Below are 21322 nucleotides of genomic sequence, written 5' to 3' on the forward strand. Positions count from 1 at the left end.
GGGGCTCCCCCAAGAGACAACAAAACCCGCGTTGTGGCATCCATAGAGTGGAAACCACAACGCGGGCTTGCTGAGTTTTTCAGCCTTTTGCGATTAGTCGCGGTACAGCAGCAGCGCATCGCCCTGACCGCCGCCACCGCACAAGGACACACCAGCTCGCCCCGAACCGCGACGGGTCAGCTCCATCGCAGCGGTCAGAGTCAGGCGGGCACCAGAGCAGCCAATCGGATGGCCGAGGGCAATCGCGCCACCGTGGATGTTGGTCTTCTCCAGCGGGTAGTCCAGCTCACGCAGGGACTTGACGGCCACCGCACCAAATGCCTCGTTGATCTCGATGAAGTCGAGCTCCTGCGCATCCCACTCAGCGCGACGCAGGGCCTCCTTCAAAGAGTCCGCAGGCTGAGCGTGCAGGGAGTTATCCGGACCTGCGGTCTGGCCAGCCTTGCCCACAACTGCGAGGTAGTCCAGGCCGTGCTTTTCTGCGTAGGCACGCGATGCCAGCACAACTGCTGCGGCACCGTCGGAAATCGGCGAGGAGTTACCGGCAGTGATGGTGCCGTTTTCCTTCAGGAAGACCGGGCGCAGCTTAGCCAGGGTCTCCACCGTGGTCTCCGGGCGAATGCCTTGGTCGGTGTCGACAACTACCGGGTCACCCTTGCGCTGCGGAATCTCGATTGGAGCGATTTCCTGCGCGAAAATACCGTCTTCCTGCGCCTTAGCCGCACGCTGGTGAGAAGCGGCCGCAACCTCGTCCTGCTGCTCGCGGCTAATGCCGAGGTCGCTGTTCGGACCGTCGGTAAGCGTACCCATGGACACACCATCGAAGGAGTCGACCAGACCGTCGCGCTCCAAGGTGTCCTCCAGCTTCAGCGCACCGAAGGACTTGCCCTGACGAACACCGCGTGCAACGTGCGGAGCGTGCGTCATGGACTCCTGACCACCTGCAACAACGACGTCTGCATCACCGAGACGAATCAGGCGAGCGGCGTGAATGACAGCGTTTAGACCCGAGAGACAGACCTTGTTAACGATCTCAGCAGTCGTATTCCATGGCAGACCTGCCTTAATGGCGACCTGTCGAGCCGGGTTCTGGCCAGCACCTGCGAGAATCACCTGGCCCATTACGACGTGCTGAACCTCTTCCGGGGCAACGCCGGAACGCTGGACAGCGTGCTTGACAGCATGTGCGCCGAGTTCGACGGAAGTAAGCGGTGCCAGCTGACCGAGCAGCTTGCCCTGCGGGGTGCGGGCACCAGCGAGGATAACGACATCATTCGGGCTGGGAGCTGGAAGGTTACTCATGGATGGATTCTCCTAAGTCAAAACTGATGAGTGTGGACTGACCATGATTGCTGCGTATTTAATTCTCGAGGTCAACCACGTATGCGGCTTCGGTGTTGGCCTCGATATCTGCCAGCGTCACCCCAGGTGCCAGCCTGCGTAGCACCAGGTGATCATCAGCGACATCGAAGCTTCCCAGGTTGCTAATAATCCTTTTCACTACTTTTGCACCTGTGAGGGGCAGTTCGCAGGCTTTTACCAATTTTGGTTTGCCATCTTTGGAAACATGATCGGTCAAAACCACCACTCGAGGGGTACCGGCGACCAAGTCCATCGCGCCGCCCATGCCCTTGACCATCTTTCCCGGAATCATCCAATTGGCCAGGTCACCGCACTGGCTCACCTCCATCGCACCCAACACAGCCATTTTCACGGCACCGCCGCGAATCATGCCGAAACTGGTGGCGGAGTCGAAGATTGCCGCGCCCGGCACCAATGTCACGGTCTGCTTCCCCGCATTGATGAGGTCAGCATCCTCTTCGCCTTCATATGGGAAGGCACCCATTCCCAGAATTCCGTTTTCACTCTGCAGCAGAACGCGCACGCCTTCGGGAATATGGTTTGCCACCAGTGTCGGAATGCCGATGCCCAGATTCACATAGTCGCCATCGCGCAGCTCTTCAGCGGCCTGCTGTGCCATCTCGTCACGGCTCCAGCCCTTGTCCATAATTGTCTTCGCAGGTGCCATTTAAATCTCCTCCCCTGCTGCCGCGTCACCGGCATCGTGGCTGGAATCGGTATTGCGTGGCCGAGTTGTGCGCTTTTCAATGAGCTTCTCGCGTCCGTCACCGCGAACGATGTGCTGGATATGCACACCCGGAGTCATCACCAGATCTGGGTCGATCTCGCCGCGGCCAAGCAAGTGCTCCACCTCTGCAACGGTCACGTTGCCGGATGCTGCGCACAGCGGGTTGAAGTTCTGCGCGGTCCGGCGATATACAAGGTTGCCGTCAATATCGCCGTGGTAGGCGTGCACCAGGCCGATGTCGGCAACGATGCCACGCTCCTGCACGTAGGTCTGTCCGTCGAAGTCGGCGTGGGGCTTGCCCTCTGCAACGAGCGTGCCGACGCCGGTTGCGGTGTAGAATGCGGGAATACCTGCGCCACCTGCGCGAAGCCGCTCTGCCAGCGTTCCCTGAGGGGTGAACTCCACCTCGATTTCTCCTTCGAGGTACTGGCGAGCAAACTCCTTGTTCTCGCCGACGTAGGAGGCCACTACCTTTGCCACCTGCTTGTTCTCCAGCAGAATGCCGAGCCCAGTGCCGTCAATGCCCATGTTGTTGGACACGATGGTGAGGTCTTTTGCCCCGGAGTCGCGCACGCCCTCGATGAGGGGATATGGCACACCGCAAAGGCCGAAACCGCCGACTGCCAGGGTCATTCCATCAGTGACGAGGCCTGCGACAAGCTCGCGACCGGTCTGATCAGTTGTTTTTGACATTGTTCTACACCCAGCCCAGGATTCGCGGAGCCATCTCACGCATCTCAACCTTGCGAACCTTGCCCGACGCGGTCATCGGGAACTCCTCGACGACGTGGACGTAGCGCGGAATCTTGTGACGCGACAGCTTGCCGTGGGCAAACGCCGCCACATCCTCGGCGGTGAGGTCTTCCACATCGTCGTGCAGAATTACCCATGCCATGATTTCTTCGCCATACTTGTCATCCGGCACGCCGATGACCTGTGCATCGACAACAGCCGGGTGTGTGAACAGGAACTCTTCAATCTCGCGCGGGTAGATGTTCTCACCACCGCGGATGAGCATGTCCTTGATACGTCCGGTGATGGACAGGTAGCCCTCGTCGTCAAGCACGCCCAGGTCGCCGGTGTGCATCCAGCCGTCGGCGTCGATGGCCTCGGCGGTCTTTTCCGGGTGCTCCCAGTACTCCTTCATCACGGAGTATCCACGGACGACGACCTCGCCCTGTTCGCCTCGTGGTAGGGTCTCGCCGGTTTCTTCACAGATGATGCGGGCTTCCAGGTGCGGCATGATCTGCCCGACGGTGTTGACGCGCTTTTCCAGCGGGGAATCCGCGCGGGTCTGGAAGGACACCGGCGAAGTCTCGGTCATGCCGTAACAGATGGCAATCTCACGCATATTGAGCTTGTCCATCACATCACGCATGGTCTTCGACGGGCACGAGGTACCTGCCATCACACCTATGCGCAGCAGCGACAGGTCGTAAGGGGAGCCGTATTCCTCCTGGTCGTGGGCTTCTTCAAGCTCATTGATGAACATCGTCGGCACGCCGTAGAGGCTGGTGGCCTTAGCCGAGTGCACAGCCTTGAGCGTTTCACGCGCCTTAAACGACGGAGCCGGAATGACAATAGCGGCACCGTGGGTGAAGGCGGCGAAGGTGCCAATCACCATGCCGAAGGTGTGGAAGAACGGCACCGGCACACAGATGCGGTCGGCCTCGGTGTAGCCCAACAGCTCACCGATGAAGTAACCATTGTTCAGCAGGTTGCGGTGCGTCAGCGTAGCGCCCTTGGGAAAGCCTGTCGTGCCCGAGGTGAACTGGATGTTGATCGGATCGTCCGGCTTCAGCTGGGAGGTGTACTCGCTCAGGTCGTCGATTTCGCTGTGCATGTGCTCGTACCACTCGGAGGAGCCAAAGCAGATGACCTTGTCCAGGCGCACACCGCGCTGCTTGGAGGCCTCGATCAGCATGGTTCGGTAATCGGAGTCCTTGTAGCGGCGGGCGGCAAACACCATACGCACACCTGCCTTTTCCAACACGTAGTTCAGCTCGTGCTGGCGGTAAGCCGGGTTGATGTTAACCAACACCAGGCCGATGTGGTGGCAGGCGTACTGCACCACGGTCCACTCCCAGCGGTTGGTGGACCAAATGCCGATACGGTCTCCTGGACGGTAGCCCTCGCGGATGAAAGCGCTGGCCAGACGCAGAACTCGGTTGTAGAAACGCTCAAAGGTAAAGGAGACATCCGCGTAGACGTCAACGACGGCGTCGCGGGACGGGAATTTCTCCACAATCGCACGCAGGTTCTCACCGAGAGTTTCATCGCGAAGTGGAGCGGCTCCTTGCTCGACACCGGCGCCGAACACGTGGCTCATCTTGTTGCCATCAGCATCGACAACATCCTTGCCGTATGGTGCCGGCACAGTGGTGAAGCCCTCCGGCAGCTTCGAAGGATCAGCAGTGCGCTGTTCTGCGTGGTTCTTCAATGTCGCGGTCATGGGGAGATCTCCTTGGTTTAAGTGACTCCGCATAGTGCGGAGTGTGAGAGGGAATTGTGTTCTTTAGGGGGGATAAATCAGTGGTAGTTACCGGCTGTGGGACTAACCGGTTACAGCGGCTCGCCGAGCAATGGCTTCTGCTTGACGGAAGAGCGGCGCATCCACCATCTGGCCGTCTAAACTGAAGGCACCGGTGTTCTTTTCCGCTTCCGCCAAGAGCCGACGCGCCCAGTCAATCTCCTCGTCGCTAGGGCGATAAGCCTGGCGGATTGTCGGGACCTGACCTGGGTGAATACAGACGGTGGCAGCGAATCCCAACGCAGCGGCATCGGCTGCCTCCGCAGCTAGCCCATCCGCGTCGGAGATATTGACGTAGATGGAATCCAGACTGGCCTTACCGTGCGCCGCTGCCGCCAGGTGAACGTGGCTGCGGGTATGTACCGCCACACTGCGGTAGCTGCCCGCATAGATACGGCCCGGCGCGAGTGCAGCCTCTGCTTCGCTAAAGCGTGATGACGTTCCCGCCAAGCCCGCCACCAGGTCCTCTGCGCCCCAGAACAGCGCAACGACGCCATCGGCCTGCGCCAGCTCTTCGGCGCGCATGACCCCAAGCGGAGTTTCGATAAGGGCAATGACCTGGGTCTTCTCCCCCAGTGCCGCTACCAACTCATCCACTTGCTGCGCCGAGGAAGCCTTGGGCAGCATCACCTGGCGGAAAGCGGTGCCACGCAGCATGTCAATATCCGCTGCGTAGTCCTCAACCTCCGGTGGATTGACACGCACAATGGTGCGGGCCGGATCGAGGTCACAGGAGACGATAGCCTCGCGGGCAGCCTCACGGTTTTCTGCGCGACAGCCGTCCTCCAGATCCAGAATCACCATGTCGGCGCGGTCAGCAGCTTTGCCGAATCGCTCTGGCCGATCGGCCGGCGCAAACAGAATTGCAGGGCCCAGCGGCTGCCAGGAGTTATGCGTAGACATGAGCCACTCACTTCCCCGCTGAAGCTGCGTTCTCGGAGCCGTCGTCAAGCGAAGTCGGTGCGCATTGGACGAGCGTGGAACGGACTGCGCGGCAGACGACGGTGCCGTCCTGGTTGCGTCCGATGTGCTCGAGCTCGACGATGCCCTGGTTGGGGCGGGACTTGGACAGGCGCTTGTTACGGCAGACGGTCTCTGCGTACAGGGTGTCGCCGTGGAACATCGGTGCGGGAAACGCCACTTCGGTGAAGCCGAGGTTGGCGACGATGGTGCCGAGCGTCAGCTGCCCGACAGACAGCCCGACAACCGTCGACAGCGTCCACATCGAATTGACCAGGCGCTCGCCTCCGAATCCCGGCTGCTGGCTCGACCAGTGCGCATCCAGATGCAGTGGCTGGGTGTTCATGGTCAGCGTCGTGAAGAGGACGTCATCGGTTTCAGTGACGGTTCGCCCCGGACGGTGCAGGTAACGCGCGCCAACCTCGTACTCTTCGAACCACAGTCCGCGCTGGACGACGTCGTGGGTGACTTCGGTTGCGTTGTTGTCAGCCATTTTTACAGCCCCAATCCGCGCGCGATCAGCATGAGCTGCACTTCTGTGGTGCCCTCGCCGATCTCCAGGATCTTGGAGTCGCGGTAGTGGCGTGCCACGCGGTACTCGTTCATGAACCCGTAGCCGCCGAAAATCTGCGTCGCGTCGCGCGCGTTGTCCATCGCAGCCTCCGAGGCAATCATCTTGGCGATGTACGCTTCACGACGGAACTCTGCGCCCGCGGCCATCTTTGCGGCTGCGTCGTACCACGCCATACGTGCGGCATGCGCACGCGCTTCCATTCGTGCGATCTTGAAGGAAACGGCCTGGTACTCACCAATCGCACGGCCCATGGAGTGGCGCTCCTTGGCGTGGCGGACCGACTCATCAACACAACCCTGCGCAGCACCGGTGGCAAGCGCTGCGATTGCGACACGCCCCTCGGCCAAGATGGACAGGAAGTTAGCGAAGCCGCGACCACGGGTGCCCAGCAGGTTCTCCTGCGGGACGCGAACATCGGTGAAGGTCAGTGGGTGGGTGTCGGAGGCATTCCAACCGACCTTGTCGTAAGCCGGTTCCGCGACAAAGCCCTCCGTGCCACTCGGCACGATGATGGTAGAAATCTCCTTCTTGCCATCTTCCTTCTGGCCGGTGACTGCGGTGACAGTAACCAGCGAAGTAATATCCGTGCCGGAGTTGGTGATGAACTGCTTGGCGCCGTTGATGACGAAATCATCGCCGTCTTCACGGGCTGTGGTGCGGGTGGCGCCGGCGTCGGAACCTGCATCCGGCTCGGTGAGACCAAAGCCAGCGAGCTTCTTACCAGCAGTCAGCTCGGGCAGGTAGGTCTCCTTCTGCCTGTCATTGCCGAAGTGGAAGATTGGCATGGCGCCCAAACCAACGCCGGCTTCCAGGGTGATAGCGACCGACTGATCGACTTTAGCCAGCTCCTCCAGGGCGATACCGAAGGACAGGTAGTCACCGCCCATGCCACCGACTTCCTCGGGGAATGGCAGACCGAACAGGCCCATTTCGCCCATCTGCGAGACAACCTCGTACGGGAAAGTGTGGTTGCGGTCGTGCTCGGCGGAAACCGGGTCGACAACTTCGTTGGCAAATTCGCGAACTACTTTCTGCAGTTCCACGTATTCGTCGTCGAGGATGGCGGTTGCAATCTTGGTGCTTTCGGACATGATGAGTGCTCCTTAAAAGATTTTGTAGGTGTGGGACTTGATTGGCGTTAGACCTGGTTGGTGCGTTTCGTGTGGGTTTTTATTCCTCGGCTTCGGCCACAGTGATGACCGCCAGTTGCTGGTCACCGGTGACCTGATCGCCCGGCGCGACGGTGAAGCTGACCTCACCCGCAATTTCAGCGGTGAGAGTGTGCTCCATCTTCATGGCCTCCATGACCAACAGAGCATCACCAACTTCGACGCGGGTTCCCTCCTCCACCGCCAACGCGATAATCGCGCCGGGCATCGGAGCTTGGATGACTCCCGAGCCTCCGGCATCGGCTTCGGCTCCGGTGGTGACTACCTCGGTGCGAGGCAGCACCCACGTGCCGTGAGCGCCGGCGACGACGTATTCTTCATGGTTCGCAGCCCCCGCATTGTCGATGGTCTCGACCAGGAAGTGCTGTGCGACACCGTCGCGGACGATGCGCAGATGTTCCCCATCCCGATAGACCGAAACCTTGTAGTTTCGCGGTTCTGGAACGTCGATCTCTTCGTTCTCCGCCTCAGCGGACAGGCCCGCGACCACATCACCGACGATGACGTCGGCGCTCGACGGCGTGCCCACAATCGAGATCAGACGCGAGTCCTCCCCCGTTCCGAAGCGGATGCGCTGCGCGGCAGGGGTACTGGCGCGCCAGCCGTCCGGGGTCAGCCACGGCGAGTCGGTGGCCTCTTCAAAGCGAGAAGTCAGCCAGTCCATCGCAGCGGCGAGGTAGACATCGTCCGGTGTTTCGGAGGTGGCGAAGCCTTCCGCCACACGGTCGAGCAGACCGGTATCAAGATCGCCGACGCGAACCTCGGGGACGTTCAGCAGGTAGCGACAAAAGTCGATATTGACACCGACACCTGCGACAACGGTGTCTCCGAGCGCCCGGTCCAGCCGCTCGCGCGCCTGCTCACGGTTTTCCCCATGGGAGATGATCTTCATCAACATCGGGTCATAGAGGGATGAGACCTCGGAACCGTCGACAATGCCGGAATCCACCCGGATTCCCGCCCCACTCGGCTCGACGACACGTGTGACCGTGCCACCGGTGGGCAGGAATCCCGCCGCTGGGTCTTCGGCATACACGCGAGCTTCAATCGAGTGACCGGTGAGAGTTACATCTTCCTGAGCAACCGGCAGTGGTCGTCCCGAGGCAATGTCAACCTGCAGTGCCACCAGATCCAGGCCGGTGACCTGCTCAGTTACTGGATGCTCGACCTGGAGGCGCGTGTTCATCTCCATGAAGAAGAACGACGACGGGTCCTTCGCCGGCACAATAAACTCCACCGTGCCCGCGCCGACATAGCCGACCGAGCGGGCCGCGTCGCAGGCCGCTTCACCGATTGCGCTGCGCGTTTCCTCATCCAGCAGGGGGCTCGGCGCTTCCTCGATGACCTTCTGATGGCGTCGTTGCAGCGAGCACTCACGCTCGCCCAGGTGGATCACATTGCCGTGTTTGTCTGCGAGGATCTGTACCTCGATATGCCGCGGGGTGTCGACGAAGTGCTCGATGAACAGGGAGTCATCGCCGAAGGCACCCGCCGCTTCACGACGAGCCGTTGCGAGCGCTGCCGGCAGGTCAGCAGCGTTTTCCACGCGGTGCATACCCTTACCGCCACCGCCTGCCGATGGCTTAATCAGAACTGGGAAGCCAATCGATGGGGCTGCCTCAATGAGGTCCTCGTCGCTAAGCCCTGGGCGAGACAGACCCGGCACGGTGGGAACATCGCGGGCTTCGACGGCAGCGCGGGCGGAGATTTTGTCACCCATGGTGTTGATGGCGCTGGCCGGTGGGCCGATGAATTCAATACCTGCTTCCTCACAGGCGGTCGCGAAGTCAGCGTTTTCAGAGAGAAAGCCGTAACCGGGGTGGATTCCGTCCGCGTCGCAGCGGCGAGCGGCATCGATAATCTTGTCGATGACCAGGTAGGACTCGCGTGCCGGAGATGGGCCAATGTGGATGGCCATATCCGCCATGCGTACGTGAGGGGCGTCGGCATCGGCATCCGAGTAGACCGCGACGGAGCGAATTCCGTTGTCACGAAGGGTTCGGATAATGCGGCAGGCAATCTCCCCACGGTTTGCGACCAATACGGTACTCAGGCTGCCGCCAGCTGCGTGGGGCTGCGTGTTGTGCGCTGTCATGTGCCCTGTGTTTCCTTTCAGAAAATGCGGTGTCGAGAGTTTTTAGCTGGTTACTACATGCGGAAGACGCCGAAGCCCCGTTCATCCAGGGGTGCACCACTTGCCACGTCGAGGGCCATGCCAAGAATTCGGCGGGTATCTGCGGGGTCGATGACACCGTCATCCCACAGGCGAGCCGATGAGTAATAGCAGTGCGACTGACGCTCAAACTGCTCGCGAATCGGAGTTTCAAACTCCTCCTGCTCTTCCTGCGACCAGCTCTCACCTGAGCGTTCAATCTGGTTGCGACGAACCGTCGAAAGCGTCATCGCCGCCTGTGGACCGCCCATGACGGAAATGCGAGCATTCGGCCACATCCAAAGGAAGCGCGGCGAATATGCGCGACCGCACATGGAGTAGTTGCCGGCGCCGAAGGCGCCACCGATGACTACAGTGAACTTGGGCACGCGGGTGGTAGCCACGGCGTTGACCATCTTGGCGCCGTGCTTTGCAATACCGCCGGCCTCGTATTCGCGACCAACCATGAAGCCCGTGGTGTTCTGCAGGAATACCAGTGGGATGCCGCGCTGGTCACACAACTCGATGAAGTGCGCGCCCTTCTGCGCAGATTCCGCGAAGAGAATGCCGTTGTTGGCGATAATGCCGACGCGGTGACCGTGGATGCGGGCGAAAGCAGTGACCAGGGTCGTACCAAATTCGGCCTTGAACTCCTGGTACTGACCGCCATCCACGATGATTTCGATGACCTCGTGGACGTCGTAAGGAACTTTGGCATCGACGGGGACGACATCGTAAAGATCGGTCTGGTTGCGAGTCGGCGCGACGGTGGGTTCTGTGTCCCACGGAACTTCTGGGTCCTTGGGGAGCGTTGCGACGATATCGCGGACACGACGCAGTGCGTCGGCATCGTTAACCGCAAGGTGGTCAGTAACTCCGGAGGTCTTGGAGTGCAGTTCGCCACCACCGAGTTCCTCTGGTGTGACATCTTCACCAGTTGCAGCCTTAACAAGTGGCGGACCTGCCAGGAAGATAGTGCCCTGGTTTTTCACAATGACCGCTTCATCGCTCATTGCCGGAACGTAGGCGCCACCGGCGGTACAGGACCCCATCACGGCGGCAATCTGCGGAATGCCGCGAGCGGAGAGATTGGCCTGGTTGTAGAAAATTCGACCGAAATGATCGCGATCAGGGAAAACTTCATCCTGGTTGAGAAGCATGGCCCCGCCGGAGTCGACCAAGTAAATGCACGGCAGGTGGTTAAGGCCGGCAATCTCCTGTGCGCGCAGGTGCTTCTTGACAGTCAACGGGTAGTACGTACCGCCGGAAACGGTTGCGTCATTGGCGACAACCAGGCAGCGACGACCTTCGATGATGCCAATGCCGGCGATGACGCCAGCAGCCGGAACCTTGCCGCCATACATTTCGTGAGCCGCTAGAGGTGCGACCTCAAGGAAAGGGCTGCCGGGGTCAAGCAGTTGGTTGATGCGCTGACGTGGCAGCAGCTTACCTCGGGAAATATGGCGAGCACGGGCACGTTCGGAACCACCGCGTGCTGTTGTGTTGAGCAGCTCTTTGAGCTCTGCAACGAGTTCTTCGTGGCGCTGTCGGTTGGTCAATGCTGAGGCGTGAGTCATGGGCGAAATACTTTCCGTTAATGACTATTAACTTTCTTGACGGAAAGATTAATGTGACCCCAGTCACCTCACAACAAATTTTGTTTCCTAGACCACACTTCCACCCCCGAGAGCCTTTTAGACGGCTTGAAGTACACACACCTCCCCGAGGTCACGACACGTTTCCAACAGAGATGTAAGTTTCTCCTAGAAATCTGTTTCGGGGGTAAATTCACTCGGATAAGACCGATCGCGCCACACAATAAAACCGCCTGACCCCCACACTGCTGAGCGCAGTGAGACCAGACGGCAGAAGAATGAATGCAGATTATTGGTTGCTAATACCCAGCGCAGCGAGAGCCATCTCAAAGGCATTTTCCCTAGTCGCCTCGGGGCCCGCCCATTTGAGCACGTGCCTGGAAGAGTTAATCAACCCAGCGGTGAGCTGGACTTTAAGCTGCGCCTCATCGGAGGTGAGTTCGGGCTGCAGTTCACGCAGAGCATCCACCCATAAGACCATGTAAAGACGCTGCAAGGAACGCACCTTTGCGCTCTGCTCTGGCGCCAGATTTCCCCCTTCGCGCTCTTGGACGCGAATACGATCGGGCTCCGTGACGGCAAAATGCACGTGATGCGAAAGGAGTCCCCGAAGCGTCTCCTCTGGACCCCAATCATTGCTCTTTGCTCGATCGAGAACTGCTCGCGCACCATCGACAAGCCGGATAGAAATATCGATGAGGATCTGCGCCAACAACTCTTCCTTGCCGCTGAAGTAGCGGTAAAGAGCTGGGCCAGAAATGCCGACAGCGGAGCCAACATCCTCCAACCGAGTCTGATGAAACCCCCGGTCGGCCAGGATCGCAGCAGCAGCGGAGAGAATCTCTGCTTCTCGACGCCGTCGCGCTTCGGTTCTACGTGACATAAGCCCTTATGTTAAACGCATTGGAGCCATTTCGTCTGCATAATTCTCACCAGCGCCAGCCCTCAGCGAGTGTTCACATAGACCACGGCTCGACAACAGACACGCATCCTCGGCTCCATCTCCGCTCACTTCCGATTAGAGAAAAACCGCCGAGGTGACAGTTAGCACCTCGGCGGTTAGCCCTTAACCCAATAAGGAATTAGTGGAAGAAGTGGCGAGTACCAGTCATGTACATGGTGACGCCAGCTTCCTTGGCAGCAGCGATGACCTCTTCATCACGGATGGAGCCACCTGGCTGGACAACTGCCTTCACACCGGCATCAATCAGGACCTGCAGGCCGTCAGCGAACGGGAAGAAGGCATCGGACGCAGCGTAGGCCCCCTGGGTACGGTTTTCTCCGTCGGCAAGCGTATTTGCGCGCTCAACGGCGAGCTTTGCGGAGTCCACACGGTTGACCTGGCCCATGCCGACGCCGACGGTGGCGTTGTTCTTGGACAGCAGGATGGCGTTGGACTTCACAGCGCGGACGGAGCGCCATGCGAATTCGAGCTCAGCCAGCTCTTCGGCATTCAATGCCTCGCCGGTGGCCAGCTCCCAGTTCTCCGGCTTATCGCCCTCTGCCTGGTAAGTATCCGGCTCCTGGGTGAGCAGGCCGCCCGAGATGAACTTGTTCTCTGCGGTCGGTGCTTCGTACTCGGCGACAAGAATGCGCAGGTTCTTCTTGGCCTTCAGTACCTCAACGGCACCGTCTTCGTAGGACGGAGCGACGATAACCTCGGTGAAGATGTCCTTGACCTGCTCGGCCATCTCAACGGAGACCTCGCGGTTGACGGCGATGACACCACCGAATGCGGACATCGGGTCACATGCGTGAGCTGCGCGGTGAGCTGCGGCGATGGACTCATCCGAAACTGCGATACCGCACGGGTTAGCGTGCTTGATGATTGCCACACACGGACGCTCATGATCCCAGGCGGCACGCCATGCGGCGTCGGCATCCTGGTAGTTGTTGTACGACATCTCCTTGCCGTTCAGCTGCTTGGCGTTTGCCAGCCCCTTGGTACCAATGCGGGTCAGAGTTGCCGACTGATGAGAGTTCTCACCGTAGCGCAGCGGGGTCGGAGTGGATCCCTCAGCGCCACCGAGCTGCTCAACAAACCAGTTGGACACAGCTGCGTCGTAATCGGCGGTGTGCAGGAATGCGTCACGAGCGAACTCACGGCGCTGCTCCAGGGTGAAGCCACCTTCCTTCACGGCGGTAGCGACATCGCCGTAACGAGCCGGGTCGACCACGATGGCAACCGACGGGTGATTCTTCGCCGCAGCGCGAACCATCGACGGGCCTCCGATGTCGATCTGCTCCACGCACTCGTCGTAGGAAGCGCCCGAGCAAACGGTCTCACGGAACGGGTACAGGTTAACGACAACGAGCTGGAAAGCCTCCACACCGAGCTCCTTCAGCTGAGCCAGGTGGTCTTCCTTGCGGGTATCAGCCAGAATGCCGGCGTGAACACGCGGGTGCAGGGTCTTCACACGACCCTCGAGGCACTCCGGGAAACCAGTGAGATCATCAACCGGGGTCACCGGCACGCCAGCTGCAGCAATCTTGCCAGCCGTGGAACCGGTGGAAACGATTTCCACGCCAGCCTCGTGCAGGTCACGAGCCAGCTCCTCGAGCCCAGTCTTGTCGTAGACGCTAATCAGAGCGCGCTTGATTGGTTTACGCTGCGTGTTGTCGTTGGTCATTTCAGATAAGCCTTTCGTCCGTCACGCTCAATTCCGTGATCGGCAATCGAGTGCAATACATCAACCAGGAGTCGGCGTTCGACAACCTTGATTCGTTCGTGCAGGGTCTCCACCGTGTCGTCGTCCTCGACGGCCACTGGCTGCTGCGCCAGAATCGGCCCGGTGTCCACTCCATTATCAACGATATGCACGGTCGTGCCGGTGACCTTCACCCCATAGTCAAGTGCATCCGGTACCGCACGCGCCCCTGGGAAGGACGGCAGCAGCGCTGGGTGCGTATTAATGATGCGATTGCTGTAGGCCTCTACAAATGTTGGCCCCAGAATACGCATGAAACCCGCCGAGACAACGATATCCGGCGAAAAACTGTTCACGGCCTCTAAAACACGAATATCCCAACCTTCTCGGTCCTTCTTTGCCTCAGCATCGAAAGGCACCTGAAAAGTTGGGATATTGAGGTTTTGAGCCCTCTCCAGCGCCGGACAATCCTTGTCCGAACCAACCGCGACAATCTGAACCTTTTCAGCGTCGAGCAGTTCCAGCATCGACTGCAAAAGGGAGCCCAGGCCAGAGGCCAGGACTACGATGCGGAGCTGCTTGCTGGAGGAATTATTGTGCGAAATTTCTGCGACGGGCTGTGCTTCAGTCACGGCGTTTAGCTTACCCAGCCCGACAGAGACCCCAAATTCCACTCCCCCTAAGTTGGCTTAGCTCTTTTGGCTTGACGACGGTTCCCCGTCGCCGCCCTCCTCCGAGTCTTCGGTGTCCTCATCGGATTCGTCCTCGTCGGTCGCATCTACTTCGCTCGGTTCTTCTCCGCCTGCGGCGCTTTCCGAATCCTCTTCAGAGTCGTCTGATTCCTCAGCGCCTTCTGAAGTGTCTTCAGACTCAGCACCGGACTCTGATTCCTCCTCTGTGTCGGACTCGGCTTCGTCTTCGGAGGTCGCTTCATCTTCGGAGGTCGCTACGACTTCCCCGTCGACAATCTCCTCCGCCTCCTCTGACTCCTCCGAGCTGTCCCCGTCATTGTCGGACTTATCGGCGTCGCCGGCATCCTCAGCCTCAGCGTGACCGTCCCCATCTTCTGCAGGCTTCGGCGGGAACTTCTCAGCGACCACTTCCGAGACACCCTTGTCCCTACCAAGTGACGGCACACCGGTCATCGCAACCACCACGATGGCCCCCGGAACAACCAGCCACATCGAGCCGAGCAGGCCAGTCAGCCACCAGGAGGCACCGGCCCACCCAAAGATGCCAACCTCACCGCCGAGCAGCCAAGCCAGCCCCATTAGGAACATGATCGACCACACGGCAGCGAGAACGACGACCAGGTAGGGCTGCTTCGGTGCAGATTTCTTCAGGAATGCCACGACACGCCAAGCTGCAACGGCTGGCGGTAGCACAATCAGCACTCCGAAAGCCCAGTGCGCCAGCGACTGAGGCATGGCAGCCAGAATCGGCAGGGGTGGTAGCTGAGCCGGGTGCACTGCGAACAGCCCAGCCTCCGCAGGCCCAAAGGTCGATTTTCCGCCTACCAGCACACCGACAGCACCGAAGGCCACATTTGGCAGGTACAGCAGCGAGAGACCGCTGACCGCAACACTTTCACCAGCCGTATCCGTGATTGCAAATGTCTCGGCCAGCAATCCTCGATGCCAAATCAGCGAAACGAGGGTCACCACAACACCGACCAGCCACAGCCATGCCACGTAGCTGCCCGCCAGTCGCGCCGACGCGAGCAACCACTCCGGCAGCTTCCGGCGCAGCAGTAGTGCGCGCAGCAACCGCTGCCCCATTCCCAGCACCAAGGCCACGAGATTTACGAGCAGCGCGGCTGCAATCGCAAGGCCGAAACTGGGGGTTTGAATGCGGGGAAACACCTTCGACGCGTCGTAAAGCATGAGCCACGCGATGATGGTGAGCACAATGGGCGTACCCAGATACGCGCCGACCAGCGCGCGCACGTCCTTGATGCTGATGCGGTCAGCAACTTCGCGGCGTACACGCCAGGCGATGAACAACACCATCAGCACCGCAGGCAGTGCTGGTGTGAGCCCCAGCGTTGTGCCGTTAAAGCGGAACGGTGCGAGGTTAAAGATCATCCACATCGATGCGATACTCGCTGGAAGCGGAGACATTCCAGCGCCGCTCACGATGACGCCAATCAGAGCTACCGAGATGATGAACAGCAATACGACGCCGTAAGAACCGGCAACAGACAGCCCAAACCGGCGCGCACGAGGCGAGTTAATGAGGCGACGGAAACCCGAGAACCGCCCCATGCGTGACGACGTCCCGGAGGCCCCCGCCTTCATCTTCGTAGCGGTACCTCGATTTGAGCCAGCCCCTTCGCTGCGCGCGCCCCCTGTTTGACCCGCTTGCGTATTCTGCCATGCGCGGGTGGTGCGTTCGCTGTGCTCGCTGCGGACGCCGCGGGAGCTGCCGCTGCTACCACCGGCACCGGTGCGGCTTCGCCGATTTCGATCGCTACCGGAGGAACCTCTCCGCGAATCCGCGCCTTTCACAGTGGCATCGTCCTTCCTGCGTCTCATCGTTGGCGGCTGACTCCCTACCTATATGGATAAGGTGGCGCGCACGTGTGCGTCACAGCCATGGCCATATAGTGCCATATATACAACGCCTGTTTGCTCAGGCATTGCAGAGTCTCGTTTGAAAGTGTGGATTCTCAGGACGGACGCTATCCGTCGAGTCCGATACCCCTTTTGCCATCCCCCCCAAAGTGGCTTCACCTTTGGTTTCCATTTGTCAACGCCGATGGGTTACCTTTTGTCACCCCCACTGCCACACCCCTAGTTCGTGCGGAGACTCCTTGCCAATTTCCCTACCCACCCCTCGATTAAGGGGCATCCGGCATAAACCCCCTGGCAACAGGCCGGTTGCGCTTCGATGAACCCGCGGTAGAAGACAACAGCACTATGGCCACAGCACGGCTCTGTTGAACTGAAACTGACAAATCAGTGAACAAGTTCTCTAAAAAGAAGTTGCTTGCCCTATATCGAACCGTTATTATCACAGGGGTTAAATAACAGTTGGGTTACAAAGAGTTTCGTTGGCAGGGAGATTGAAGTGACGTTTTTCAATGCTCGTCGCGGAGGCGGAAAGCACCGCAAGGTAGAGGTTTCCGCAACTTCTCGTGCAGCACTGGTCGCACTATCCGCATCGACAATCGCGTCCTCCAACGCGGTCGCCCACGCAGCTGAGACCGAGAATAAGGCTCCAGAAAACTCAGCCTCTACTCAGACCCGCGCTGCTCAGCCGAAGAACAATGCTCCGATGGTGCTGGCGTCCAGCTCCTTCAGCCCGAGCACTAACCTCAGCGACCACCTCGCTACTGCCTTGCAGTACAACCAAGAGCGCGTTGCCCGCGATGAGGCTGCCCGCGCTCCGAAGCTCTCCATCCCGACCGTGGGGCTGCTGACCTCACCGTTCGGTCCACGCTGGGGCACTTTCCACTACGGTGTCGACCTGGCTAACGTCACCAACACCCCAATCATGTCCGTCATGGACGGCACTGTTATCGATGCCGGCCCGGCTCAGGGCTACGGCCAGTGGATTCGCGTTCGCCATGACGACGGCTCTGTTTCCGTCTACGGCCACATCGAGTCCATCTACGTTGCTGTTGGCGAAGCTGTCCGAGCTGGTCAGGTCATTGCCGGTATGGGCAACCGCGGCTTCTCCCCCTGTACGCACCTCCACTTCGAGATCCACCCGGATGGCACCACCCCGGTCGACCCGGTGACCTGGTTCATCCAGCGTGGTCTGAACCTGAACTAATCAGGTATCGACACAGGTACGAGCAGGCCTGGTCGCTCTGCGAAGGCCCTACCTGTGCACCGCCCCTGTTTGACCGCGGCGGCAAGCCTCCCCTGATTAATTTTTCAGAAACCGGCATCGCCGCCGGTACTGGGGCTTTACTCTTGACACATGGCAGAGACTCAAACATTCCGCATGTGGAAGAAGTTGGCTGCGACTCCAGTCGTCGGCAAGCGTCTATTTTCCTTAACCGCCGCATTGACGGCGCCATATTTTCGCACGATCTGCCCCAAGCTAGAGACGATGCAGCCTGGACTGGCGGTAGCGCGCATGCCCGCTTGGTGGGGCGTGCGTAATCACATTAAGTCCGTGCATGCGATTGCTGCGTGTAACCTCGCTGAATTCGCGATGGGCATGCTCTGTGAGGCCAGCGTGCCAACAACGCATCGCTGGGTGCCAAAGGGCATGACGACGAACTACAAGCGCATCTCCGTCGGTGGGCTGACGGCTGTGGCCAAGGCTGAGTTGCCGGACTTCTCCACCATCACACCGGAAACTGGTGGGGTAGATTTTCCCGTCCACATCGTGCTGACCGACGCAGGCGGCACCGAAGTGCAAGATGCCACCATCAACTGCTGGGTGACGGCGAAGAAGCCTAAGTAGCCTCCAGGCGGTGGTGGATTTTTACAGCTTCTCCATTGGCACACCGCCGATAAGCATCATGCGGACCTTACCTGCGGATCCAAAGTCAATCATCGCAGTTGCCCGGGGCGCGACCCCTTGGACTTCAAGCACAGTGCCTAAGCCGTACTTGTCGTGAACAACCTTGTCACCGGGCTCTAGGTGCAAGACCTGATTCTTCTTTCGGGATGACGCACCAGAGCTGGCGGACCCACCCGAGCCCGAGCCGAAGCCCGAGCTGGAACCGAAGCCCGACGAGGCACCATGGCCACGACCGAACGCGCTGCCCGCGCCGTAGCCACCAGAGCCAAAACCACCAGAACCGGCGCCCCAGCTTCGAGCCGGAGCCTCGCGCAGCCAATCAATCAGGTCGCTTGGGACTTCCCCCAGGAAACGTGAGGGAGGATTATTCTGCGGCGAACCCCACGAGGACCGAGTCACAGCTCGCGTGAGATACAGCTGCTTGCGAGCACGGGTAATACCGACATAGGCCAGACGCCGCTCTTCGGCCAGCTCCTTCGGATCGCCCAGGGCGCGCAGGTGCGGGAACAGTCCGTCTTCCCAGCCGATGAGAAATACCACCGGAAACTCCAGGCCCTTGGCCGTATGTAGCGTCATCAACGTCACTACACCGGTGTCATCATCCGGAATCTGGTCCGCATCCGCCACCAGAGAAACTCGCTCGAGGAATGCCTGCAGACTTCCCGGCTCTGCTTCCCCATCGTTGTCGAAGTCGGCCGTGAAATCACGCGCGAGGTCATTCGCGATCTCAGATTCCACCTCGGACTCGCCACTGGTATCAGCACCGCTTTCAGCATCAGCTGCAGCGCCAGAGCCTTCATTTACATCAGCGCTAATATCCACCGACGACATCATCCGCGCCTCTGCAGAGAACTCCCGCGCAACGCTGACGAGCTCATTGAGGTTGTCCAGGCGCGTGGCATCTTGCGGATCATTGGAGCGCTCGAGCTCCGACTTGTATCCACTGCGGTCAATAATCGCGTTGACCAAGTCACCGATATCGGCCAGTTCACCGGATGCCATATCCGCCGCCAGAGCATCAATCATCTCGACGAACGCCGCCATCGCGTTTCGACTCCGCGCCGCCACCGCCGGAACCTTGCCCTCAGCTACGGCACGCAGCGCCGTGCCAAACGAGCACCGCTCGTCTTCGGCATAGAGCGACACATGCGCCACCGCACGGTCACCGATTCCACGCCGCGGCGTATTGATAATGCGACGCAGCGAAACATCATCGTCGAAGTTCTCAATAACGCGCAGGTAGGCGACAATATCGCGTACTTCCTTACGCTCATAAAACCTGGTGCCACCAACCACCGTGTACGGCACGCCCATACGAATGAAGACATCCTCTAGAGCACGGGAGGAATTATTGGTGCGGTAGAAAATCGCCACATCCGAGTACGAGTGCGGCCCGTAATCGACCAATTGCTCAATCTCGTTAGCAATAAACCGGGCCTCATCGTGCTCATTGTCCGCTACGTAGCCCTTGATCTTGCCGCCCTCACCGAGATCGGTCCACAGCTTCTTCTCCCGGCGATTCTCATTGCGCGCGATCAACGCATTGGCCGCCGACAGAATCGTCTGCGTCGAGCGATAGTTTTGCTCCAGCAGAATCGACGTGGCCTCCGGATAGTCCTTCTCAAACTCCTCAATATTGCGAATAGTCGCACCACGGAAGGCATAAATGGACTGGTCCGAATCGCCCACCACACACAGCTCACTCGGAGGCACATCTCCACCGGGCTTGCCGACGAGCGTCGAGACCAAAACATACTGCGCATGGTTGGTGTCCTGGTACTCGTCCACCAACACATGCCGGAAGCGGCGACGGTAATACTCTGCAACCTGCGGGTGACTGGTGAAGATCCGAACGACCTCACCGATTAGATCGTCAAAATCCACGGCATTAGCCGCCCGCAGCCTGGTCTGGTACTCCAGGTAAACCCGTGCAACGACGTCATCAAAAGGATTGCGCGTCGTCGAGGCATCCGCGATGGCCTTCTCCGGGTCAATCAACTCATTCTTGAGATTGGAGATACGCGACGAGAGCACGCGGCCGGTGAACTTCTTGGCATCCAGGTCCATGTCCTTAGCAATCATGGACAGCAAACGCCGGGAGTCGTCCGAATCATAAATAGAGAAATTGGAATTAAGCCCCGGTACTAGCGCATGCTGCATGCGCAGGATGCGCACACACATGGAGTGGAACGTGGACACCCACATACGCTGCGCCTGGTCACCGACCAGACCGGCCACACGCTCGCGCATCTCGGCAGCGGCCTTATTGGTAAAGGTAATAGCCAAAATTTGGCTTGGCAGCACTCCACGCGCACCGATTAGGTATGCAATCCTGCGCGTCAGCACAGACGTCTTTCCCGAACCAGCTCCAGCCACAATCAACAGTGGTGAACCAATGTGCTCCACTGCTTGGCGCTGCTGCGGATTAAGCCCCTCTAGCAGCGACTCTGAATCAAAACTGGGCTCGAAGCCGCCGCCAAAACCGCCGCCAAAGCTGGCAGCGCCACTCGGCGCGCTATTGCTACCAGCGCCGGCGAAGTGGCCGAAACCACCGCGGCCAGGCGTAGCACCGCCCGACTCACCGTGGTTCGAACCAGCATGGCTATCGCCACTGCGGCCATCGTCAGCATTGAAGGACCCGAACAGCATTCCAGTTTCATTTCCCATGATGGCTACTACAGTAGCCGAGCCCCCGGATTGGACTGTTCGAATCCTTTGGCACAATAAGAACTATGAGCGAAAACCCTGCGGACACTCCCGCCGCACACACCGATAACACCGACGGCGCTGAGCACAGCCAGCAAGCTGCGGCAGTATCCCCTTTTGAAGTCCGCACCCCCACCGGCACCGATGACCCGTTGAGCTCCGCGGAGATCGAACAGTACCGCAAGGAAATCAACCGCCTTGACGGGCTGATTATCGATGCCATTCAACGCCGCACCGCAATCAGTAAGGCCGTCGGCAAAACCCGCCTGGGATCTGGCGGCACACGTCTCGTGCACGGCCGAGAGGTGCAGATCATCAACGAGTTCCGCGACGCACTTGGCCCAGAGGGCCCGGCGATCGCGTCGGCGCTGCTGCGCATGGGACGCGGTCGCCTGGGCTAACCCTCGCCAGCTACTCGCC

The 21322-nt window shown here is 59.7% G+C and carries 17 protein-coding genes; 3 read left to right on the top strand and 14 right to left on the bottom strand.

Features of this window, described 5'->3' with window-relative positions; all coding sequences use genetic code 11:
• Positions 1-93 precede the first annotated feature (93 nt).
• The 13 genes from HMPREF3135_RS05275 to HMPREF3135_RS05335 form a co-directional block, all read right to left on the bottom strand.
• On the bottom strand, positions 94-1302 hold the full coding sequence (locus tag HMPREF3135_RS05275; protein ID WP_070438492.1) for an acetyl-CoA C-acetyltransferase: 1209 nt from the start codon (positions 1300-1302) through the stop codon (positions 94-96).
• 58 nt (positions 1303-1360) lie between these two features.
• Positions 1361-2029: a CoA transferase subunit B gene (locus tag HMPREF3135_RS05280; protein WP_005509864.1), complete on the bottom strand. Its 669-nt coding sequence runs from the start codon at positions 2027-2029 to the stop codon at positions 1361-1363.
• On the bottom strand, positions 2030-2782 hold the full coding sequence (locus HMPREF3135_RS05285) for a CoA transferase subunit A (protein ID WP_070438495.1): 753 nt from the start codon (positions 2780-2782) through the stop codon (positions 2030-2032).
• 4 nt (positions 2783-2786) lie between these two features.
• The gene (locus HMPREF3135_RS05290) at positions 2787-4541 is read right to left on the bottom strand and encodes an AMP-binding protein (RefSeq protein ID WP_070438498.1); all 1755 of its coding nucleotides are present in this window, start codon (positions 4539-4541) and stop codon (positions 2787-2789) included.
• A 102-nt stretch (positions 4542-4643) separates the two neighbouring features.
• Complete coding sequence (locus tag HMPREF3135_RS05295; RefSeq protein ID WP_069359444.1) at positions 4644-5522, bottom strand: HpcH/HpaI aldolase/citrate lyase family protein; 879 nt, start codon at positions 5520-5522, stop codon at positions 4644-4646.
• A gap of 7 nt (positions 5523-5529) precedes the next feature.
• A complete protein-coding gene (locus HMPREF3135_RS05300) occupies positions 5530-6072 on the bottom strand; it encodes a MaoC family dehydratase (RefSeq protein WP_069359443.1) in 543 nt (180 codons plus the stop codon).
• A gap of 2 nt (positions 6073-6074) precedes the next feature.
• Positions 6075-7244, bottom strand: coding sequence for an acyl-CoA dehydrogenase family protein (locus tag HMPREF3135_RS05305; protein WP_070438501.1), 1170 nt, complete (start codon positions 7242-7244; stop codon positions 6075-6077).
• 79 nt (positions 7245-7323) lie between these two features.
• Positions 7324-9417: an acetyl-CoA carboxylase biotin carboxylase subunit gene (locus HMPREF3135_RS05310; RefSeq protein ID WP_070438505.1), complete on the bottom strand. Its 2094-nt coding sequence runs from the start codon at positions 9415-9417 to the stop codon at positions 7324-7326.
• A 53-nt stretch (positions 9418-9470) separates the two neighbouring features.
• On the bottom strand, positions 9471-11051 hold the full coding sequence (locus HMPREF3135_RS05315) for a carboxyl transferase domain-containing protein (protein WP_070438508.1): 1581 nt from the start codon (positions 11049-11051) through the stop codon (positions 9471-9473).
• A gap of 307 nt (positions 11052-11358) precedes the next feature.
• Positions 11359-11952, bottom strand: coding sequence for a TetR/AcrR family transcriptional regulator (locus HMPREF3135_RS05320; RefSeq protein WP_070438511.1), 594 nt, complete (start codon positions 11950-11952; stop codon positions 11359-11361).
• A 199-nt stretch (positions 11953-12151) separates the two neighbouring features.
• A complete protein-coding gene (gene purH, locus HMPREF3135_RS05325; RefSeq protein WP_070438514.1) occupies positions 12152-13699 on the bottom strand; it encodes a bifunctional phosphoribosylaminoimidazolecarboxamide formyltransferase/IMP cyclohydrolase in 1548 nt (515 codons plus the stop codon).
• Complete coding sequence (gene purN, locus HMPREF3135_RS05330) at positions 13696-14349, bottom strand: phosphoribosylglycinamide formyltransferase (RefSeq protein ID WP_070438550.1); 654 nt, start codon at positions 14347-14349, stop codon at positions 13696-13698. Before purN ends, purH begins: the two co-directional genes overlap by 4 nt.
• Before the next feature lie 57 nt (positions 14350-14406).
• On the bottom strand, positions 14407-16251 hold the full coding sequence (locus HMPREF3135_RS05335) for a cell division protein PerM (RefSeq protein WP_070438517.1): 1845 nt from the start codon (positions 16249-16251) through the stop codon (positions 14407-14409).
• Between the two features lie 535 nt (positions 16252-16786).
• Here HMPREF3135_RS05335 and HMPREF3135_RS05340 point away from each other — a divergent pair.
• Positions 16787-17494 carry a M23 family metallopeptidase gene (locus HMPREF3135_RS05340; RefSeq protein WP_070438521.1) on the top strand — a complete coding sequence of 236 codons (708 nt, stop codon included), beginning with the start codon at positions 16787-16789 and terminating at the stop codon, positions 17492-17494.
• A gap of 150 nt (positions 17495-17644) precedes the next feature.
• On the top strand, positions 17645-18136 hold the full coding sequence (locus HMPREF3135_RS05345; RefSeq protein ID WP_070438524.1) for a hotdog fold domain-containing protein: 492 nt from the start codon (positions 17645-17647) through the stop codon (positions 18134-18136).
• A gap of 21 nt (positions 18137-18157) precedes the next feature.
• Here the strand turns inward: HMPREF3135_RS05345 and HMPREF3135_RS05350 are convergent, their stop codons facing one another.
• Entirely contained in the window at positions 18158-20863 is a 2706-nt protein-coding gene (locus tag HMPREF3135_RS05350; RefSeq protein ID WP_070438527.1) for a UvrD-helicase domain-containing protein, read from the bottom strand.
• A 65-nt stretch (positions 20864-20928) separates the two neighbouring features.
• Here HMPREF3135_RS05350 and HMPREF3135_RS05355 point away from each other — a divergent pair, with 65 nt between their 5' ends.
• Positions 20929-21303 carry a chorismate mutase gene (locus HMPREF3135_RS05355; protein WP_005509925.1) on the top strand — a complete coding sequence of 125 codons (375 nt, stop codon included), beginning with the start codon at positions 20929-20931 and terminating at the stop codon, positions 21301-21303.
• Positions 21304-21322: the final 19 nt, after the last annotated feature.

Origin of the sequence: Corynebacterium sp. HMSC14H10, assembly GCF_001807105.1 — a bacterium.
Lineage (GTDB): Bacteria > Actinomycetota > Actinomycetes > Mycobacteriales > Mycobacteriaceae > Corynebacterium > Corynebacterium jeikeium_D.

Bases quoted from the DNA above. Each gene is read 5' to 3' on its own strand.
- purH (WP_070438514.1), bottom strand. From the start codon at position 13,699: ATGACCAACGACAACACGCAGCGTAAACCAATCAAGCGCGCTCTGATT.
- HMPREF3135_RS05355 (WP_005509925.1), top strand. From the start codon at position 20,929: ATGAGCGAAAACCCTGCGGACACTCCCGCCGCACACACCGATAACACC.
- HMPREF3135_RS05275 (WP_070438492.1), bottom strand. From the start codon at position 1,302: ATGAGTAACCTTCCAGCTCCCAGCCCGAATGATGTCGTTATCCTCGCT.
- HMPREF3135_RS05290 (WP_070438498.1), bottom strand. From the start codon at position 4,541: ATGACCGCGACATTGAAGAACCACGCAGAACAGCGCACTGCTGATCCT.
- HMPREF3135_RS05350 (WP_070438527.1), bottom strand. From the start codon at position 20,863: ATGGGAAATGAAACTGGAATGCTGTTCGGGTCCTTCAATGCTGACGAT.
- HMPREF3135_RS05280 (WP_005509864.1), bottom strand. From the start codon at position 2,029: ATGGCACCTGCGAAGACAATTATGGACAAGGGCTGGAGCCGTGACGAG.
- HMPREF3135_RS05305 (WP_070438501.1), bottom strand. From the start codon at position 7,244: ATGTCCGAAAGCACCAAGATTGCAACCGCCATCCTCGACGACGAATAC.
- HMPREF3135_RS05320 (WP_070438511.1), bottom strand. From the start codon at position 11,952: ATGTCACGTAGAACCGAAGCGCGACGGCGTCGAGAAGCAGAGATTCTC.
- HMPREF3135_RS05315 (WP_070438508.1), bottom strand. From the start codon at position 11,051: ATGACTCACGCCTCAGCATTGACCAACCGACAGCGCCACGAAGAACTC.
- HMPREF3135_RS05295 (WP_069359444.1), bottom strand. From the start codon at position 5,522: ATGTCTACGCATAACTCCTGGCAGCCGCTGGGCCCTGCAATTCTGTTT.
- HMPREF3135_RS05300 (WP_069359443.1), bottom strand. From the start codon at position 6,072: ATGGCTGACAACAACGCAACCGAAGTCACCCACGACGTCGTCCAGCGC.
- HMPREF3135_RS05310 (WP_070438505.1), bottom strand. From the start codon at position 9,417: ATGACAGCGCACAACACGCAGCCCCACGCAGCTGGCGGCAGCCTGAGT.
- HMPREF3135_RS05285 (WP_070438495.1), bottom strand. From the start codon at position 2,782: ATGTCAAAAACAACTGATCAGACCGGTCGCGAGCTTGTCGCAGGCCTC.
- HMPREF3135_RS05335 (WP_070438517.1), bottom strand. From the start codon at position 16,251: ATGAGACGCAGGAAGGACGATGCCACTGTGAAAGGCGCGGATTCGCGG.
- HMPREF3135_RS05345 (WP_070438524.1), top strand. From the start codon at position 17,645: ATGGCAGAGACTCAAACATTCCGCATGTGGAAGAAGTTGGCTGCGACT.